The 16,440-nt window shown below is 65.6% G+C and carries 10 protein-coding genes; 1 reads left to right on the top strand and 9 read right to left on the bottom strand.

Annotated features, from left to right (window positions below; genetic code table 11):
- A partial coding sequence (locus M3498_16000) for a hypothetical protein (GenBank protein ID MDQ3460782.1) occupies nucleotides 1-1,075 on the top strand: 1,075 nt, incomplete at its 5' end.
- Nucleotides 1,076-1,325: 250 nt separating this feature from the next.
- On the opposite strand, the gene M3498_16005 is transcribed toward M3498_16000, so the two are convergent.
- The 9 genes from M3498_16005 to M3498_16045 all read right to left on the bottom strand — a co-directional run.
- Nucleotides 1,326-1,658 (bottom strand): transposase, encoded by a 333-nt coding sequence (locus M3498_16005; GenBank protein ID MDQ3460783.1) that lies wholly within the window; start codon nucleotides 1,656-1,658, stop codon nucleotides 1,326-1,328.
- A gap of 634 nt (nucleotides 1,659-2,292) precedes the next feature.
- Nucleotides 2,293-3,765: a monovalent cation/H+ antiporter subunit D family protein gene (locus tag M3498_16010; protein MDQ3460784.1), complete on the bottom strand. Its 1,473-nt coding sequence runs from the start codon at nucleotides 3,763-3,765 to the stop codon at nucleotides 2,293-2,295.
- A 2-nt stretch (nucleotides 3,766-3,767) separates the two neighbouring features.
- Nucleotides 3,768-5,288, bottom strand: coding sequence for an NADH-quinone oxidoreductase subunit M (locus M3498_16015; protein MDQ3460785.1), 1,521 nt, complete (start codon nucleotides 5,286-5,288; stop codon nucleotides 3,768-3,770).
- The gene (locus M3498_16020; protein MDQ3460786.1) at nucleotides 5,288-6,856 is read right to left on the bottom strand and encodes an NADH-quinone oxidoreductase subunit M; all 1,569 of its coding nucleotides are present in this window, start codon (nucleotides 6,854-6,856) and stop codon (nucleotides 5,288-5,290) included. The genes M3498_16015 and M3498_16020 overlap by 1 nt, the downstream gene beginning before the upstream one ends.
- Nucleotides 6,856-9,102 (bottom strand): hypothetical protein, encoded by a 2,247-nt coding sequence (locus M3498_16025; protein MDQ3460787.1) that lies wholly within the window; start codon nucleotides 9,100-9,102, stop codon nucleotides 6,856-6,858. Before M3498_16025 ends, M3498_16020 begins: the two co-directional genes overlap by 1 nt.
- Nucleotides 9,099-12,971, bottom strand: a complete 3,873-nt coding sequence (locus tag M3498_16030) for a DUF2309 domain-containing protein (protein MDQ3460788.1) — start codon at nucleotides 12,969-12,971, stop codon at nucleotides 9,099-9,101. Before M3498_16030 ends, M3498_16025 begins: the two co-directional genes overlap by 4 nt.
- 4 nt (nucleotides 12,972-12,975) lie before the next feature.
- The gene (locus M3498_16035) at nucleotides 12,976-14,433 is read right to left on the bottom strand and encodes an NADH-quinone oxidoreductase subunit M (GenBank protein MDQ3460789.1); all 1,458 of its coding nucleotides are present in this window, start codon (nucleotides 14,431-14,433) and stop codon (nucleotides 12,976-12,978) included.
- Between the two features lie 69 nt (nucleotides 14,434-14,502).
- A complete protein-coding gene (locus tag M3498_16040) occupies nucleotides 14,503-16,068 on the bottom strand; it encodes a SulP family inorganic anion transporter (GenBank protein ID MDQ3460790.1) in 1,566 nt (521 codons plus the stop codon).
- Nucleotides 16,069-16,086: 18 nt separating this feature from the next.
- Nucleotides 16,087-16,440 (bottom strand): IS30 family transposase (locus M3498_16045; GenBank protein MDQ3460791.1); only part of this gene is annotated, 354 nt, incomplete at its 5' end.

Below are 16,440 nucleotides of genomic sequence, written 5' to 3' on the forward strand. Positions count from 1 at the left end.
GGATAGCAGCGGTTGGACGGCTGCCAGCTTACAGGTACTGAGCAAACTTGCCAGCAAGTATTCCTTTGCCGAAGCGGTATCAACAGCACAGGACTTTGGTTTGCTGCGGGGCATCAGCCTAGCGGGCTTGGAGCGGCTCATCGAACCTTATGCCAAGGCTTGCCAAGATGAGGTGCGCGAGGTTTTGGAGGAACAGCAGACAGAGCCACTGCTTCCGGCCCAGGGGATCGGGCGGTTGATGGTGGTGCAGGCAGATGGGGTGAGAGTTTTGGGTCAGCCCAAGAGCAAGCTGACGAGACAAGGGGGCAAGCCTGCCAAAGTCGAGCAGAGCTTGACGGTAGAGGCGGGCGTTGGCGGTGACGACGTGAGGTATCAGCACAGCGACGAGGGCAAGTGCGAGGGCATCGAGATCAAGGCGGCGGTCATCTACCCTCAGAACAGTCCTGCCGAGCGCAGCATGATAGCCGACATCAACAGTGCCGAGAGCTTTACCGCCCAAGTCTCAGGTCTTTTTCGCCATGCGGGGCTGCGCGAAAACGATCAGGTCGTGGCTGTCAGCGATGGGGCGGTATGGCTCGAGAAGAGTTGCCAGGCTCTGGACATTCCTCAGGTCATCGATACCCGTTTCACAGGGCACCTTGTCTACCACGCCTGTGGCTATTTGGAAACGGTGATGGTGGAAATGACTTGGCCTGTTTGGGAGCGGACATGGGAGCGTAAGCAGTGGCAAGAAGGCAAGGTCGATGCGCGGCTGTGGCTGGAGCGCTACCTGCCGGCAGCGGAAAAAAGACTTAGCTGGTCGGATGACGCCAAGACTGCCGCCAACTACTTGCTCAGCAGGCAGGACAAGATGGCTTACAAGACGTACAAGGCACGAGGCTGGCCCATAGGCTCTGGTCAAATCGAGGGCATGAACAAGAGTGTGATCGGCAAGCGCATGAAACAATCCGGCATGGAGTGGTCACGAGCAGGGGCAGGGCGGATGGCGGCATTGAGGGCGCAGATGTGCTCCCGAAGACCAGTGGCCTCGCACGATACCTTACGACGAAGGGCTTTTCCTATCCCCGTAGTGTGAGTTGCACCCGTAAGGTAACCAGCGACGTAACAGCAGCAGAATCTGCCTAGCCCAGTCGGTGAGCTTCTTATGGCGGATGTTCTGTTCTCGGCAGTATCGCTCGGACGGTGCCAGGACTGTCAACACCGGGAGCGCCCACACCCGCTTAGCCCAGGGAATCGGCGTCAGCCACATCAGACTGAGCCAGCGTAGGCCGCTGCACTTCACGAAGTGACTGTGACTGGACCTGACCGCGTCGCGGTAGATGCCTCTAGCGCTGATCTTCCTGCCCCAGCGTCCTGAGTGTCTCATCGATCCCAAAGACCAGAGGCCCACCGCTATCAAAGGCGTTGAGCAGCAAGCCGAGCAGAACACGGCTCGCCTTGAAGGCCGACCAAGATGCCCGGTTCAAGACCTGGTGGTACTTCGCGAAGTCGCTTTGCTGAGCCAGACCCATCACCCGTAAGGCGGCTGTCACTGTACGTTTGCCTGGCGCGAGCACAGCCCCAACCAGAAGTACCTGTACCTTGCACCAGGTGGGTCTCGTGAACAGGCAAGCAAAAGGTAACAGCACCTTCTGTAACGCTGTGGGTAGTGGGGGCATGGCTGACCTCCAAGGGAGACATCAGCCTACCTCGTTCGCTCAGTTTTGTGCAAAGTCGAGCTTAGACCCTCGACACCGTCTCCCGCATGTCCGCCGCACGATCGAGAGAGGACGCCGGCCTCGAGCTGAACGCGCACCTGCCCCATGCCCACGGATACCGGGCGCCTCGGCCTCGGTAAGCGCCTCGAGCGCGTTCGCTTCAGGCGTGACGACGCGCAGGGTGCGAACGGTGAGTAGGAAAGCTGCAGTTCGCTGCCCACGACGTGAGCGTCGAGCCATCCTTTCCGGCAATTCGAAATGAAGCCAGAAAGCGCGTCAGGGACGCATTCTAAGTCGCAGTATTGGTAGAGGTGAGGTGGCGAATTTGGGTCGCTACATGTACAGCTTTGAAGACATCAGCGCCTCGTCTAGCACGCGCTTAACGGGCTAAATTTTGCGGTTGTTCTGCTACAACGTGATCACACTTGCTTCGAGCGACCTCATCTTTAGTAGAGTCCGTGGTGGGCGGTGTTTCTGAAGGATAGTAAGGGGAGTGGCGGCTAGGTCTCCCATGGAACGTTCACTTCTAATTGCTGCATCCTTTCGGCCTTCCTCGATGAGCGCCGCTCGGGCGTGAACGGACCTCGTCATTGGGTCACGGGATCGCCGCGCGCACCAGCGTCAGGATTGGGCCGGGGATTATCCCCAGCAGCACCGTCAAGACCGCGGTGACGACCGTCGGGACGAGCATCTGCCACGGCACCGGGGAGCCGGACCGCGGTGAGGGCGCCGGCGCGGCCGCGCCGCCGCCCCGCTGTTTCATCGGCGACAGGGCGGGCGACAGGGCGGCCCGAACCAGACGCACGTAGTACGTCGTCGCCAGCATGGTCGACGCGGCCAGCACCGCCAGCACCAGCCATTGACGTGCTTGGGCGGCGCCGATGAACAAGAAGTACTTCGTGACGAAACCGATCGTGGGGGGAAGCCCGATGATCGAGGCGGCGCCGACGGCGAAGAGGCCGAGCAGCAGCGGCTGTCGCTGGCCGAGTCCCAGCAGCCCCTTCGCGGTCGTCGCTCCCGTGCCGACGGCGATCGCGCCGACCGCGAAAAAGAGGGTGATCTTGGCGACCGCATGCCCGAGGAGGTGGAGCATGCCTCCCGTCACGCCCGCGTCGTTCAGCAGCGCGATTCCCAGGACCATGTAGGACAGCTGCCCGATCGTGGAGTAGGCGAGGATCTCCTTCAGGTTCCCGAGCCGCAGGGCGATGAGGGACGCAACGAGGATCGTCACGGAGGTGACGATCAGGGTGATGTGACCGAGCCCGAGCGCCCCGATGGCGTCGGGTCCGAACACCTCGAGCATCACCCGGAACAGGGCGAACACGCCCACGTTGACGACGGCAACCGCGTGGAGGAGGGCGCTCACGGGCACAGGCGCCACCATCGCGGCGGGCAGCCAGCCGTGAGCCGGAATGATCGCGGCTTTGGCGATCCCGAAGAGGAACAGCAAGTAGGTGAGGATCGGCAGAAAACCCGTCGGCTCCGCGCCGAAGAGGCCACCGGGCGTCAGGGCAAACGACCCGGTCTGCGCGTAGGTGAGTACGACGGCCGGCAAAAAGAAGGCGATGCCGGTGCCGAGCTGGAAGGCGAGGTAGCGACGTCCGCTGGCCGCCGCCTCGGCGGTGCCGGTAGCGGTGACGAGCGGGTAGGTGGCGATCGTCATCGCCTCGTAGAACAAGTAGAGCGTGACGAGGTTTGCGGAGAACGCCACCCCGGCCGTGGCCGAGATGGTGACGGCCGCGAGCACGTGGAAGCGGGTAGGCGATACGGCCGAGCCCCGCAGATAGCCGATCGAGTAGAGAGACGTCAGCAACCACAGTGGCGACGCGGTCAGAACCAGCAGCACGCCGAGGGAGTCGGCGCGCAGTGCGATCGGCGCCTCAGGCAAGAACGGCGTGATGGTGAGGGTCGCTGTACGGCCGTCCAAGATCCCCGGCACCATGGCCGCTACCGCGGCCACTTGGGCAAGACCGGCGAGGATCATGACGGCGTCGCGGGCGCGCGGGCGCTCTCGTAGTGCTGCGGCCGCGGCTGCGGCGAGGAGCGGGATGACCAGCAGCGCGACCATGTTCACGGCCGCAGCACCAGGATTTCAGCCGCATCGGCAAGTCGCTCCACGAGGAGGGCGACCGAGGGCTGGGCAGGGTCGAGAATGAGTGAAGGAACAATCCCGATCACCAAGATGGCGCCCGCCACCGCAAAGGCAAGGCCGGCCTCCATGGGCCCGAGGTCGCTGACGCTGTTCACGCGGTCGCTTGTGACCGGCCCAAAGCACGCACGTTGCATCCAGATCAGGGCATAAGCCGCAGTCAGCACCACGATGGCAAGCGCTATCAGCGCCGGCGCCCCGAACTCACGGAAGGCCCCGAGTAGCGCGAGGAATTCGCCGGGAAAACCGCTCGTGCCGGGCAACGCGGCCTCGGCAAACATGAAGATCAGCACAAAAGAGGCGAGCGCCGGCGCCCGTGCACTCAGGCCGCCGAGGGCTCTGGCATCGGTGGTTCCCAGCCGCTGGTGTATGAACCCGACGACGAGGAGGAGCCCTGCTGCGGTCAGCCCGAGGTTCACCAGCAGGAAGACGGCGCCGGAGACCCCGTCGGCGTTGCCGGACGACAAACCCAGGAGGGCGAGCCCGACGTGGCTCACCCCGGCGAAAGCGATCAGCCGCCGGAGATCGGGTTGGGCGAGAGCCGCCAACCCCCCGTACAAGATGGCGATGACGCAGATCACGGCGATGAGCCACCTCCACTCCATGAAGGGTTCTGGCGTGAGCGGCACGATAAAGCGCAAGAACCCGTACACCCCGACCTTCAGCCCTGCCAACAAGATGCCCATGCCCACGGGGCCTTCTTGCAGCGCCGGGGGCAGCCACGAGTGCAGGGGGAACAGCGGCGCCTTGAGGGCGAACGAGAACGCCATGAGGAAGAACACCACAGTCGCGAGGCCTGCCGGCAGCTCGACGGCGAGCAGGGCAAGGTAGTCGAACGACAAAGCCCCGGTGACGCTGCTGTGATTGACGCTCAGCAAGACGAAGGCCGCAAGCAGGGTCACCGAGCCCATGAGCATCGACAGGACGTACTTCGTGGAGGCGTGGCTCCGCCCCGGTCCCGTGCCCCAGAGCTTGATCAGCACGAAGGTGGGGACGAGCATCAGCTCCCAGAAGACGAAGAAGAGCACGAGGTCCAAGGCCGTGAATACTCCGGTCGTAGCCACCGAGAACGTCAGGACCGAAATGAGATAGGCCTTCTCGCGGTGGGCCACGGTGAGCTGTGACTGGGCCACGGCTATGACGGCAAGCAAGGCGGTCAAGGGCAAGAAGGGCGCCGAGACGCCGTCGATCCCGAGGTGGAAGTTCGCGCCGATGGCACCGATCCAGGGCAGGCGCTCGGAGAACTGGAAGGTAGCCGTCGGCGCAGCTGAGAAGGCGGCGAAGATCCACACCGCCCCCGCCAACTGCACGAGCGCGCCGACGAGCGCGACCCGGCGGATGATCCACAGGTTTCGGAGCGGCATCAGCGCGATCGCCACCAAGAGAGGCCAGGCGAGCAACAGCGAAAGGACGGGGAGGCCGCCGGCGGCATCTTGGCTCATTAGCGGATGTCCATTTCGATGGCGCGGGAGGGTACCGCTTCGACGACGTCCTCGAGCCAAGTCAGCGGCGGGCGGATCGTCTGGACGAAGGGGCTGGTGGCGAGCCCGATCCAAAAGATCAAGGCGGCGAGCGTGGCGACAATGGCGAGCTCGCCCCGTGTGAGGTCGTAGATGCGCTCCGCGACCCTCTCGCGCCTGTCACCCATGAAGCCGCGGATGAAGTACGACAGCGAGTAGGCCGCCGTCAGGAAAAGTCCGAGGCCGGCGACGACGGCGATCCACCAGCTCCGCCGGTAGCCGCCAAGGATGACGAGATGTTCTCCGTTGAAGCCGTTGGTGCCCGGCAGGCCGACACCCGCCAGCACGATCACCAAGAAAGCCAAGGTCATGAGCGGCGCAGAGTGGACGAGCCCTCCAAGCGAGACGAGTTCTGGCTGGCCGATCCGGGCAGACAGGAATCCGGCTACGAAGAACAGCCCCGCTCCCACGATCCCCAAGTTGATCATCTGCAGCAGCCCCCCCTCGAAGCCGTCGAGGTTCAACGAAAACAGCCCGAGCATCACCACGCCCATGTGCGAGACGCTGGCAAACGCCAGCAGGCGCCGGAGGTTCGTCTGACCCAAGGCAAGAAAAGCCCCGTAGACCACGCTGACCGCGCCGAAAGCAACCATGGCCCACAGCGAGGCGTGCGCCGCGTCCGGGAACAAGGGGATGACGAAGCGCACAAACCCGTAGGTTCCCAACTTCACGCCGACGAGGAAGACGCTCAAGCCGACGACCGGCCCCTGTTCCAGCACCTTCGGCAACCAGGCGTGGAAGGGAAAGAGCGGCGCCTTGACCGCGAGCCCGAGCGCTATCAGCACGAACGGCCACCACTGGGCTGCCGGAGACAAGCCGGCCTCGAGCAGCCGACTCAGTTCGAACGAGATGCCTTGGCCCGTGGCAACGTCGTGGGCGCGGCCCACCAGCAAGATGCCCACCAGCATGAGCGCCGCGCCTGCCCCAACGAAACCGACAAAATGATGCGCCGCCTCGCGACGCCCTGGACCGGTCCCCCAGCGCGTGATGAGGAACCAACCCGGGATTAGCTCTGCGGCGAAGAAAGCCCAGAAGACCAAGAGGTCGAGCGCGACAAAGGCCCCCAACATGGTCGCCTGGAGGGCGAGGATCGCAGCGCAGTAACCACGCGCCGTCCCGGTGATCGGAGGGTCGCCGGGAGCCCTGACCGCGGGGATGTTGTGCTCCGCGTACGCGAGCACCATCAGCGTGAGGAGGGCGGTCAGCGGCAGGAACAAGATGCTGACGCCGTCGACTCCGACGTGCCAGGTGAGACCGGGCAGGAGGTGAAGCCGCTCGACGAACTGCATGCCAGGGGTTCCGGCGTCGAACGCCAGCGCCAGCGCAGTCGCAGCGGCAAACTCCAGCACCCCCGCGACGACGGCGACCCTTGTTGCAAAGCGGTCGTCCCGCAGCGCCAGCAGCGCAGCCGCTGCAAACAGCGGGAACAAGACGAGGAGGCTCAGGACAGGCAGCCCGACTTGATCCATGGCCAGCAGGTCGTTGGCCATCACCGCGCCAGCCACACGACGACGAGGCAAGAAAGTGCCAGGAGCGCGACCACGGCGGGCCTGCCGAGCAGCGTCTCGACCAGCAGGAGAACTTGGCGCAGCCGGTCGCCCACCTTCACGACTCGAGCCGGGCCGAGCTCGAACACCTGGCGTTCAAGCCCTTCGCTGAACGCGGCGAGCGCGGCCGTGAACCGCTCCAACACGGACTCGATGCCGCGCTGGAAAACCACGCGCTCGAGCCTCTCGCTGACCTTGGACATCGCATTGGTCAGCGCGCCGTAGAGGCCGCCGCCGTGAGCCGTGATCTCGCGCTCGACGCGTACAGTGGCGGAGCCGATCTTATCTATCAGACTGCCGGACGGCCGCCCTTGCGCGCCCTCGAGCTGGGGTGGCGCAGCACCGGATTCGCGCAGCCAGGCGAGCTCAGGACGCGGGGGCTCGGCGGTATCAGCGGCGGCGGCAGCGAGCCTCGCCTCCCAGCTCACTTCCCGAGCCGGGACTGCGGACGGGAGCGGCGGCCCCGTCAAGGAATCGAAGACGGCGCGGTCAAAGCGGTCTACGGCGGTCCCCGCCCGGATCACGGCCGCAGTCGCACGATCGGCCAAGTCGTCCAACCACATGCGGTTCGCGGCGGCGAAGTAGAGGCGACGCGCAAGAGCGCCACCGCTGCCCGCAGGTTGCTCGGCGCGGAAGCGGTCGAAGTACCGCGGAGTCACGATGCCGGAGACCGCCAGACAGATCAGAGCGGCCACCAGCAGGGCTGTGAACGCGGCAGGCGCTTGGAAGGCTGTCGTCGTCGAGGTGAGCGTCGGGGCAAGCAGCTCCACGAACCAGGAGCCGTCGAGCCCTCCCGGCTGCAGCCCCAGGGCGGCGCCCGCCGCCACCAGGACGACTGCTGTCGCCACGGCGATCGCCGTCCGCCGCCTGGCCCTCCTCTCGTCGTGAAAGGTCGCGCGCACCATCCGGCGAGCCGAGAACCAGAGCCCAAAGGCGGCCACGACTGCCAGCCCGCTGAGGATGGTCAGCCCTGGCACGAACTCCAGGGGCAGCTGCAACGGCCTCACCCACAGCGGAGCTGTCAGCAGCAACGTAGCAGCAAGCCCCACCAGCAGCGCAGGAACGCGGGCGGTGTCGGCCGGCCGAGCTACTGCCGTGGGATCGGGCCCCCCGTGCAGGTGATGGAGGATCGACGGCGCCGTGAGGAACAAGTTCGTCTTGTAAAACGCGTGCGCCACCAGGTGGAACACCGCGATCGGGTAGAGCCCGAGCCCGCACAGCAGCAACATGAAGCCGAGGTGGGCGTTGGTCGAAGCAGCGAGCATCCCCTTGATGTCGGTCTGGGCAAGGCCGACCAGCTGTCCGTAGAGCGCGGTCACGGCCCCGATCACCCCGACCGCCACCAAAGCGATGGGCGCCTGCTCGTACAGCGGCGCACTTCGCACCACCAGATAGACGCCGGCCGTGACCATGGTTGCCCCGTGGATGAGTGCGCTGGACGGCGTCGGACCCTCCATGGCCCGCGCCAGCCACCCACCCAGCGGGACTTGGGCCGACTTGCCGGTAGCACCGATCAAGAAGCACAGGCCCACGGCCGTCGCCGTCGCTGCCGGCAGCGGCGATGCCAGCACCACCGAGAAGCTCAGCACCTGATAGTGGACTGCGAGCAGGAAGATCCCCGCGAGCAACCCCGCGTCGCCGATGCGGTTCAGAATGAACGCTCTGGTGCCGGCATCGACCGCCGAGTTGCGATCGCGGTAGAAGGCGATCAGCAAGTAGGAGCAGGCTCCGACGACTTCCCAGGCCACGAAGAGCAGGAGATAGTTCTCGGCGAGAACGAGCAACAGCATCGCGCCGACAAAGAGCGGCAAGATGGTGAAGTAGCGCCCGACGCCGACTTCGTTGTGAAGGTAGTTGACGGAGAAGCGGGCGACGAGCCAGCTCAGTCCGGCAACGGTGAGCGCCATCACCGCGGAGAGCGGATCGAGGAGCAAGCCGAGGTCGACCTGGAGCGAGCCGGTCTGCAGCCAAGTCCCCAAGACGACGAGCCGGGGCGCGGGATCGGCGAAGGTGACGACGGCCGCGACCGTGGCCGCTGCGGCCGACAGCCCCACCCCCCAGACCGCAACACGCGCGAGGAGCCGTGCTCCCAGCAGCCGGCCGCCCGACACGCGATCGGCGGTCGCTAGTGCGGCGGCGGCAAGGGGCAAGCCCGGAATCGCCATGACGAGCAGTTCGAACGCCGTCATCGCAGTCTCTCGGCTCCGATGCGCGCGGGCGGTAGAAACGTCGTGCGGCCCCCGTAGTACTCAAAGGAGTTCGCCACGACAAGGAGTTCCGCCGGCTCTCCCGCCCAGGCCTCGAAACCGCGCCCAGGGACGAACACGTGGAAGCGGCCGTCGGCGGGATCGACGGCTACGAGATGCACCCATTCGTTGTCGAGCAGTTGGGCGATCCCGGGTTGCGAAGCATGGATTTGTCCCAGCACCGCCAACGGCGACTCGACGATTAGGAGCAGGCGCATGGCTTCGTGCAGTTCGACCATCTGCTTCGGCAAACCGGTGCGAAGGTCGCTCGCCGCTCCCTCCATGACTCCGAGCAAGCCGGTGACGTTGTGCGGCACCTTCGTGTCGCATCCGAAGCGGCGATTGTCGACCGTCGAGAAGTAGTACTCGAGGTTGATGCCCGCCCCCACCGGCCCCATCGCGAGGAGGATGCGCTGCACGATCGATCCGTCGGGGTCGCCGGCGGGATCGTAGGAGATGACGAAGGTACGGCGGTCGAGAAACAGTCCTTGTGTGAGGGCGCGACGGCCGACGACGGCCACCGCGTTCGTGCAGTGCCCCCATTCAGGGCGCACCTGCGACAAGTCGCGCGCACGACCCTCAACGTGTCTGACGGAGCGGCTCAGCGACGATGTCTTGGGAGCGGAGTCGAAGCGCCTGCACCGTTCCCGGGCCGACAGGGCGCGGGCCTCGTCGAGGTTCGTGCGCAGCGCCTGCCACTCGTCACGGTGTGTCTCTGGAATGTCTTGGGTGTCGAAGAAGCGGTTCCGGTCGCTGGCGGTGTTGTGCACCCCGCCGACGAAGTGGGTGTCGTTGGGGATGTCGATGCCGCGCCGCGAGAGTTCCTCGCGCACCGCTGGCCGGTTGGCCACGGCGGCGAACGCACGCGCGTTGGGCGCTCCGTGCTTGCCCCCGCAGGCCCCGCAGTCGTGCGCGGACTCGTGGGGGTTATTGAGCGAGGACGAGCCATGGCCGACGAACACGACCAAGCGAGCGAAGTGGTGGGTAAGCCCGATGTTGCGCAGCTGCGTTTCGATCCGCGTTGCCTGTTCCATCAGCGTGAAACCGAGCCTGGGATGCTGCTCCGCAGCTACCGTCAGCTGGGTGGCCGGGCTTGGAATGGCCCACTTGTCGAGGCGTTCCGTGAGCTCGCTCCAATGCCATGGCGCGAGCACCTGGCCGGCGAGCGGAAGTGACTGGACCAGTCCCACGAGTTGGGTGAGGAACAGACCGGAGACCGCATTGCGCTTGAGTTCCCAGTAGGTGTTCTCTGAGGTCTCGCGCCACAAGCGGCGGTTGTGCCTCGCCTCGCCGGCAGCAAGGGCAGCCTCGTCCTCGCGCGGCACTTCCTTGACGCGGTTCGTGGGGACGACGCCCGCAGGGCAGAGCGGGACGCCGTTGTGGTCGTCGAGACCAGTAAAGGCCATCGCCATGTTGAAGAAGCCGCCCGCGCCGAAGGTCTCGTGCTCGGGATCGAGCTCGTCAAAGGCCCTGTGCATGGACTCCTCGCGCTCATCGATGCAGAAGACGACCTGAGCCTTCGGCCGCCGGTCGCGAACCTGCCAGCGGCCCAGGCCACGGTTGGCTGCCAGTGCAGCGAGGATCTCGTCACGGTAGTGGCGCTCGAAGGCCGCCAGCCACAGCGGGCGATGCGCCTGCTCGGGCCAGGAATCGAGGACGGCGAGGAGGCGGTCCCTGGTCGCTGGCGACAGCAGCCGGATCTCGCCCGCCGACCAGCCCGCGAGCTGCGCGAGGCGGAACAGCCGCCACGCCTTGTCGGCCACTTCACGGTTCGCGGCCGCTTCAAGGTGCTGGCTCCAGATCCACGCCTGCTGAGCCAGTGTCTCCCATTGGTCGCTCAGTCCACGTTTGCGCTCGAGGTCGTGCGCTTCATGCGCCAAGATAGCCGGCAAGAGGCCGCGATGAAGCTCGCTGCGGACGTAGTACTCGAACGCAGCCGGGCGCAGCCGTGCGGCGACGGTGCCGACGTGGGGGTCGGCGACGCCCAGAGCTTGCTGACAGCCCTGGCGCACCACCGCCAGCTCGACCGTGAGCCTGACGGCCAGATATTGGAGGAGATCGGTGGGACGACCCTGCTGCGGGGCGAAGGCGGGGTTGGAGGCCCACCAGTTCATCATTCCGGCCCAACCGGCCAGCTTGGTCAGGATGCGCCCGAGATAGACGTAGTGGTCCTGCGGCTCGACGCCGAGGCGCTCGAGCTGGAGCATGACTGTCTCGGCAGGATCGTCCGGGAGCTCCGCGAGCTCGGCGCGCCATCCGCGCACCCCGGCGATGGCGAGGGTGGGATCATGCTGCACTGAGGACCGCCAGGCGCCGTAGAAACCGAGCGGGCGGTCCGGAGCCCGCCACGCGGCTTGTCCGAGGTCGAGGAAAGCTGCGCAGAGGCGGATCATGTAGCGGTTCACCAGCGTGGTGACGTCCGCCCCGGTCAATCTCGCCAGCAGGTCCGCGTGCGTGAGGTCGCGTCCGAAGCGAGATAGGTCCGAAGCGAGGACGGCCTGAGCGTGCGCGCGCACGGCCTCGCCCGGATCCCTGGGCGCGACACGTCGTGCTGCCGCAGCCACGGCGCCGCCGGGTCGCAGCCGAGCAAGCGCTTGAAGGGCCTCGAAGCCCGTGCGGCCGTAGCTTTCGCCCAACTCGTTGAGCGCGAACCATGCCGCACTGGCAGCTTCCCGGAGCTCGGCGTCTTGAGCTCGAGCCGGATCCGCTGCGACCTGCGCCCGCAGCTGTTCCAACTCAGCCAGGAGCGCGCTTTCGACCTCGGCACGCTCGTCCGGCTCGAGCGGCACGTCGAAGCCTTCGCTGCTCCGGAGCGCGCCGAAGTGCTCGCCGAGGCGGTCGATCGAGGCATCGGGATCGCGCAGCTCGAGCGTGCGCGGGTCGGTAGGCGACAGCGGGTCGGCAAGGCCAAACGACGCCACGCATGCGGTCCACAACGCGGTGACCGCGTAAGCCTCGAGGTCGGCGCGCAGACCCCGCTCGAGGGCGTCGAGCCTTCCCGGCAGTTCCAGCTGACGCCGGGCCACGCGTTCGACCAGCCGGGCCTCGGCCGCGAGCCATACCCGGCGCGCCCGGTCTCGATCCGCAGCCAGCAGCCCACCAAGCGCCAGATCGACCAGGCCCAGGTAGCCGGACGTGCGCGCCTCCGGAACCCCGAGTCGGCCGAGCAGGGCCGTGACACTCTTGTCGGGCGTACGCCCGTCAACGAGGTCCTGAGACGCTTCGGCGTTCACCGCCGCGGCGATGTCCAGCCCGAGCAGCTCCCCCAGCCAGGCGCCGAGCGTGAGCTCGCGGCCGACCCGGTCGGCGCTGGCGGCCAGCTCCTGTCCCGCCTTTGCCAGAGCGAGCGACTCAACCGTCAGGGGGAGGTCGTCGACCCAGCGCCGAGTCGCTTCGCGCTCGAAGACGAGGAAGCGGAGCGTCGCAGGATCGAGCGCATTGACCCCGTGAAGCAGGTGCAGCCTGCCGATGTCCTTGGTGGTGACCGCGCTGCCCCCGACGGTGCCGACGACCTCCCCAGCGGCGAACTTGGGACTCTCGGCTAGGACCACGTCGAGGTCGGCGTCGCTGATACGTCCGGTGCGATAGTGAGCGCGCATCACCGTCACGGGCAGATAGCCCTGGGCGCCGAAGAACGCCTCGGCTTCCGCAACCGCTTCGTCAAAGGGAAGGTGCTGCAGGCCGTGCAGCGTGTTGTGATGGACGAAGGTATCGATCGGCCCCTGGCCCGGAAGCAGGTGACCGAGATGCGCGACGACTTCGGTGAGCTGTTCACGGGGGGAGAGCCGCTCGTGCACACCCGGTTCGCTCATCTTTTCATCCGATCCACGCTATGAGCATCTCGATCGTGCTGTGCGACACGCGGAGCGCGATCCCCGGGGCCACGCCCAGGATGACGGTGAGGGCCACGAGGGGGGCGACCGCCACAACTTCGGCGCCGCGCAGATCCGACAGGTCCGACCAGCGACTCCTCGTATCTTCGGAGAGCACTCCGCCAATGATGCGCAGCGTGAAGGTTGCAACGATGAGAATACCGAGGGCCGCGATGAGCACGGGGAGGCCGAAACCTGCGAACGCTCCGATCAGCACCTGCACCTCGCCGGGGAACTGGACTAGGCCCGGCAAGCCCATCGAAGCGAGGAGGATCAGGGTGAACACCGCCTTGAACCCTGGCATACGGCTGGCCGCACCGACGATGTCCTCGAGCGCAAGGGTCTTGGTACGCTCGTATAGCAGACCGCTCAACAAGAAAAGACCCCCGGTGGTGATGCCGTGGGCGACCATCATGAAGACAGCCCCGGAAAAGCCCGTGTAGTTCAGCGCGGCGATGCCAAGCACCACGAAGCCCATATGGCTGATGGAGCTGAATGCCACGATCGCCTTGAGATCGCGCTGTCTGAACGCCAGCAGCGCGCCGTAGATGATGTTGACGAGACCGAGAGCGAACAACAGCGGCGCCAGCGCCCCGATCCCTGCGGGAAGGATCTCGGCCGAGCGGAGCAGGCCGTAGGCGCCGAGCTTGAGCATCACTCCCGACAAGATGATGCTGACCGGCGCAGGCGCCTGGACGTGCGCAAGGGGCAGCCAGCCGTGCAGTGGGAAGATCGGGATCTTCACCGCGAACCCGGCCAGCAACGCGAGCACGGCCCCGACCTGGAAGCTCGTAGTCCAACCGGTGCTCGTGGCTTGGAGGGCATCCATGTCGAAGGTGTGCGGATCCGCTGCCAGATACACAGCCAGGATGCCGATCAGCATCACGATCGAGCCACCCAGGGTGTACAAGAAGTAGGTCATCGTGGCGCGCTCCTTCTGAGCGCCGCCCCACAAGCCGATGAGAAAGAACATTGGGACCAGGGCGATCTCCCAGAACACGTACAAGAGGAACCAGTCGCGCGCCGCGAAGACCCCCAGGCACGAGGTTTCCAGGAGCAGGATCCACGCGTAGAAGGCCTTGGGGCTGCGCGTGATGTGCTGGGACGCCAGCAGGGCAACGAACACCAGGAGCGTCGTCAGCAAGATGAGGGGCAAAGACAGCCCGTCTACCGCCAGGGTGTAGGTCATCCCGAGCTCGGGGATCCAGGGGCGAGACTCGGCGAACTGCGGGTTCGCAGCGGCCTGATCGAAACCTGCCAACAGAGCCCACGACCACAGCAGAGTTATCCCGGCGGTCGCCAGAGCCACAGCGCGCACCAGGGCGGGCCTGTCCTTCGGCAGCAGCAAGATGACGACCAGGCCGATCAGCGGCGTCCAGACGATGGCGCTCAGGATGCCCATGACCGCCTCCCGCGTCGCGGTTCGCTCGCGAGGGTCATGACGCTACCGAACGGCTCCCGCCCGGGGGCATCAGACCGTGACCTTGGGGACGGTTCGCGTGGAGAACGGGTGCGGACCTTTTTGCAGCTCGATGTCGCCGATGCGCCGGACAGTTCCCCCGTCCTGGGCGTAGTCGATCTCGAAATCGTGCAGGCGCTCCAACACCGTTGGGTCGATGTAATGGACACCGGTGAAGTCGAGGAGGACCGTCCGGCCACGTGGCATGTCGTCGAGCACGCTGCGCACGGGGATGAAGTTGTGAAAGCCCAGCGCCCCCCTGAACTGCACGGTCACCTGCTCACCCTCTTCGGTGACCTTCACGCGAGGCTTGAAGAGGTTGCCTGCCGCTACCCCCTTGACCATGGCGTACAAGATCCCGAGCACGATGCCTGTGGCGACGCCGATCAGTAGGTCGGTGAGCAAGACCGTAAAGGCGGTGACGAACATGAGCACGAAGTCAACCTTGCCGATGTCCCAGGCGTGCTTGAAATCAGCGGGGTGGGCGAGCTTGAAGCCAACCACCATCAAGACCCCGGCCAAGGCCGCGAACGGAATCAGCTCGAGGAGCCCCGGGACCGCCAGCACGAACAGGAACAGAAAGACGCCGTGGAAGAAGTTCGACCACCGCGTGCGCGCGCCAGAGAGGATATTGGCCTTGGAGCGCACCACCTCCGCGATCATCGGTAGCCCGCCGATGGCGCTCGAGACGGCGTTGCCGACGCCCTTGCCGATCAGCTCCTTGTTCATGTTCGAGCGCCGTTTCCAGGGATCGAGTTTGTCGACCGCTTCGGTCGTCAGCAGCGATTCGAGGCTGGCGACGAACACGTAGAGGACGATCCATTTCACGGCCGCGGCTGAAAGCAAGGCGGAGAAGTCGGGGAGGTGGAAGCCTTGGAGCAAGCCGCCGGCGAGGTCGATGCGGGGCCCCGCGCCGGTGACCAGGGCGATCACCGTGCCGATGACGACCGCCATCAGTGGAGCCGGGAGCACGGAGGCGACCTTGCCGAGACGTGGCCAGAACACCATGACGAGAATCGCAGCCACACCCACGATCGTGGTCGCCACGACGGGGTTGGCGAGGCTGGGCGGGATCTCCGTGAGGATGTGGAAGCCGTGGGCGCGGGGGTTCGCGTGCCCGACGACGAGGTGGATCTGGCCCGCCATGATTATCAGCCCGATGCCCGCGAGCATCCCGTGCACCACCGAGAGGGGAAAGAAACCGGTGAGTTTGCCGGACTTTGCCAGGCCCAGCCCGATCTGAATCAGTCCGGCCACGACGCCGACCGCCAGGGCGCCGCCGAAGCCCAGCTCGGTAACCGCCCCGAGGACGATCACGATCATGCCTGCGGCGGGACCGTTGATGGTGACGTAGGACCCCGACAGCAAGTTGGCGAGCGTCCCGGCGATGATGCCGGAGATCACGCCGGCGATCGGAGGAGCGCCCGAGGCGATCGCGATGCCCAGGCACAGCGGCAACGCGATGAGAAAGATGATGAGCCCCGAAACTATGTCGGTCTGCCAGTTTTCTTTCAGCCCTGGCAGCCAGTCCTTTGGAGGAATTGGCCTCCCGCCCGCCTGCGCTTCCCGACTCAGCACATGATCACTCTTCCCTTCCTATGGTTCAGCTGGCCTATTCAGGGCTGAAGTGCAACGATCCTGATGTCCAGGAAACATTACCTCATGAGGAGTCCGGTAGTCAAGCGACTTGCGCGGTCGCTGGTTGATAAGATGGACGGCATGGCTAAGCTCCCGTGGCGCGACCTTGGTAAAGTCGGTTTTCTTTGGGAAGAACTGCCTTAAGAGCCCGTTGGTGTGCTCGTTCAAGCCACGTTCCCAAGAATCATAGGGGTTGGCAAAAAAGCAGGGAACATCAAGCGTCTCGCTGAGTTCGCCATGCTTGCTGAACTCCTTACCGTTGTCGAAGGTGAAGCTAAGGGGCGTGCTGGGTAGTTCCTCAAAGAGAGAAAT

It is taken from the genome of Deinococcota bacterium (assembly GCA_030858465.1).
GTDB lineage: Bacteria > Deinococcota > Deinococci > Deinococcales > Trueperaceae > JALZLY01.

What these genes read in the sequence shown, in the direction of transcription:
- M3498_16010 (MDQ3460784.1), bottom strand. Translation starts at nt 3,765, where the DNA reads ATGGTCGCGCTGCTGGTCATCCCGCTCCTCGCCGCAGCCGCGGCCGCA.
- M3498_16020 (MDQ3460786.1), bottom strand. Translation starts at nt 6,856, where the DNA reads ATGGCCAACGACCTGCTGGCCATGGATCAAGTCGGGCTGCCTGTCCTG.
- M3498_16035 (MDQ3460789.1), bottom strand. Translation starts at nt 14,433, where the DNA reads ATGGGCATCCTGAGCGCCATCGTCTGGACGCCGCTGATCGGCCTGGTC.
- M3498_16005 (MDQ3460783.1), bottom strand. Translation starts at nt 1,658, where the DNA reads ATGCCCCCACTACCCACAGCGTTACAGAAGGTGCTGTTACCTTTTGCT.
- M3498_16025 (MDQ3460787.1), bottom strand. Translation starts at nt 9,102, where the DNA reads ATGACGGCGTTCGAACTGCTCGTCATGGCGATTCCGGGCTTGCCCCTT.
- M3498_16015 (MDQ3460785.1), bottom strand. Translation starts at nt 5,288, where the DNA reads ATGAGCCAAGATGCCGCCGGCGGCCTCCCCGTCCTTTCGCTGTTGCTC.
- M3498_16030 (MDQ3460788.1), bottom strand. Translation starts at nt 12,971, where the DNA reads ATGAGCGAACCGGGTGTGCACGAGCGGCTCTCCCCCCGTGAACAGCTC.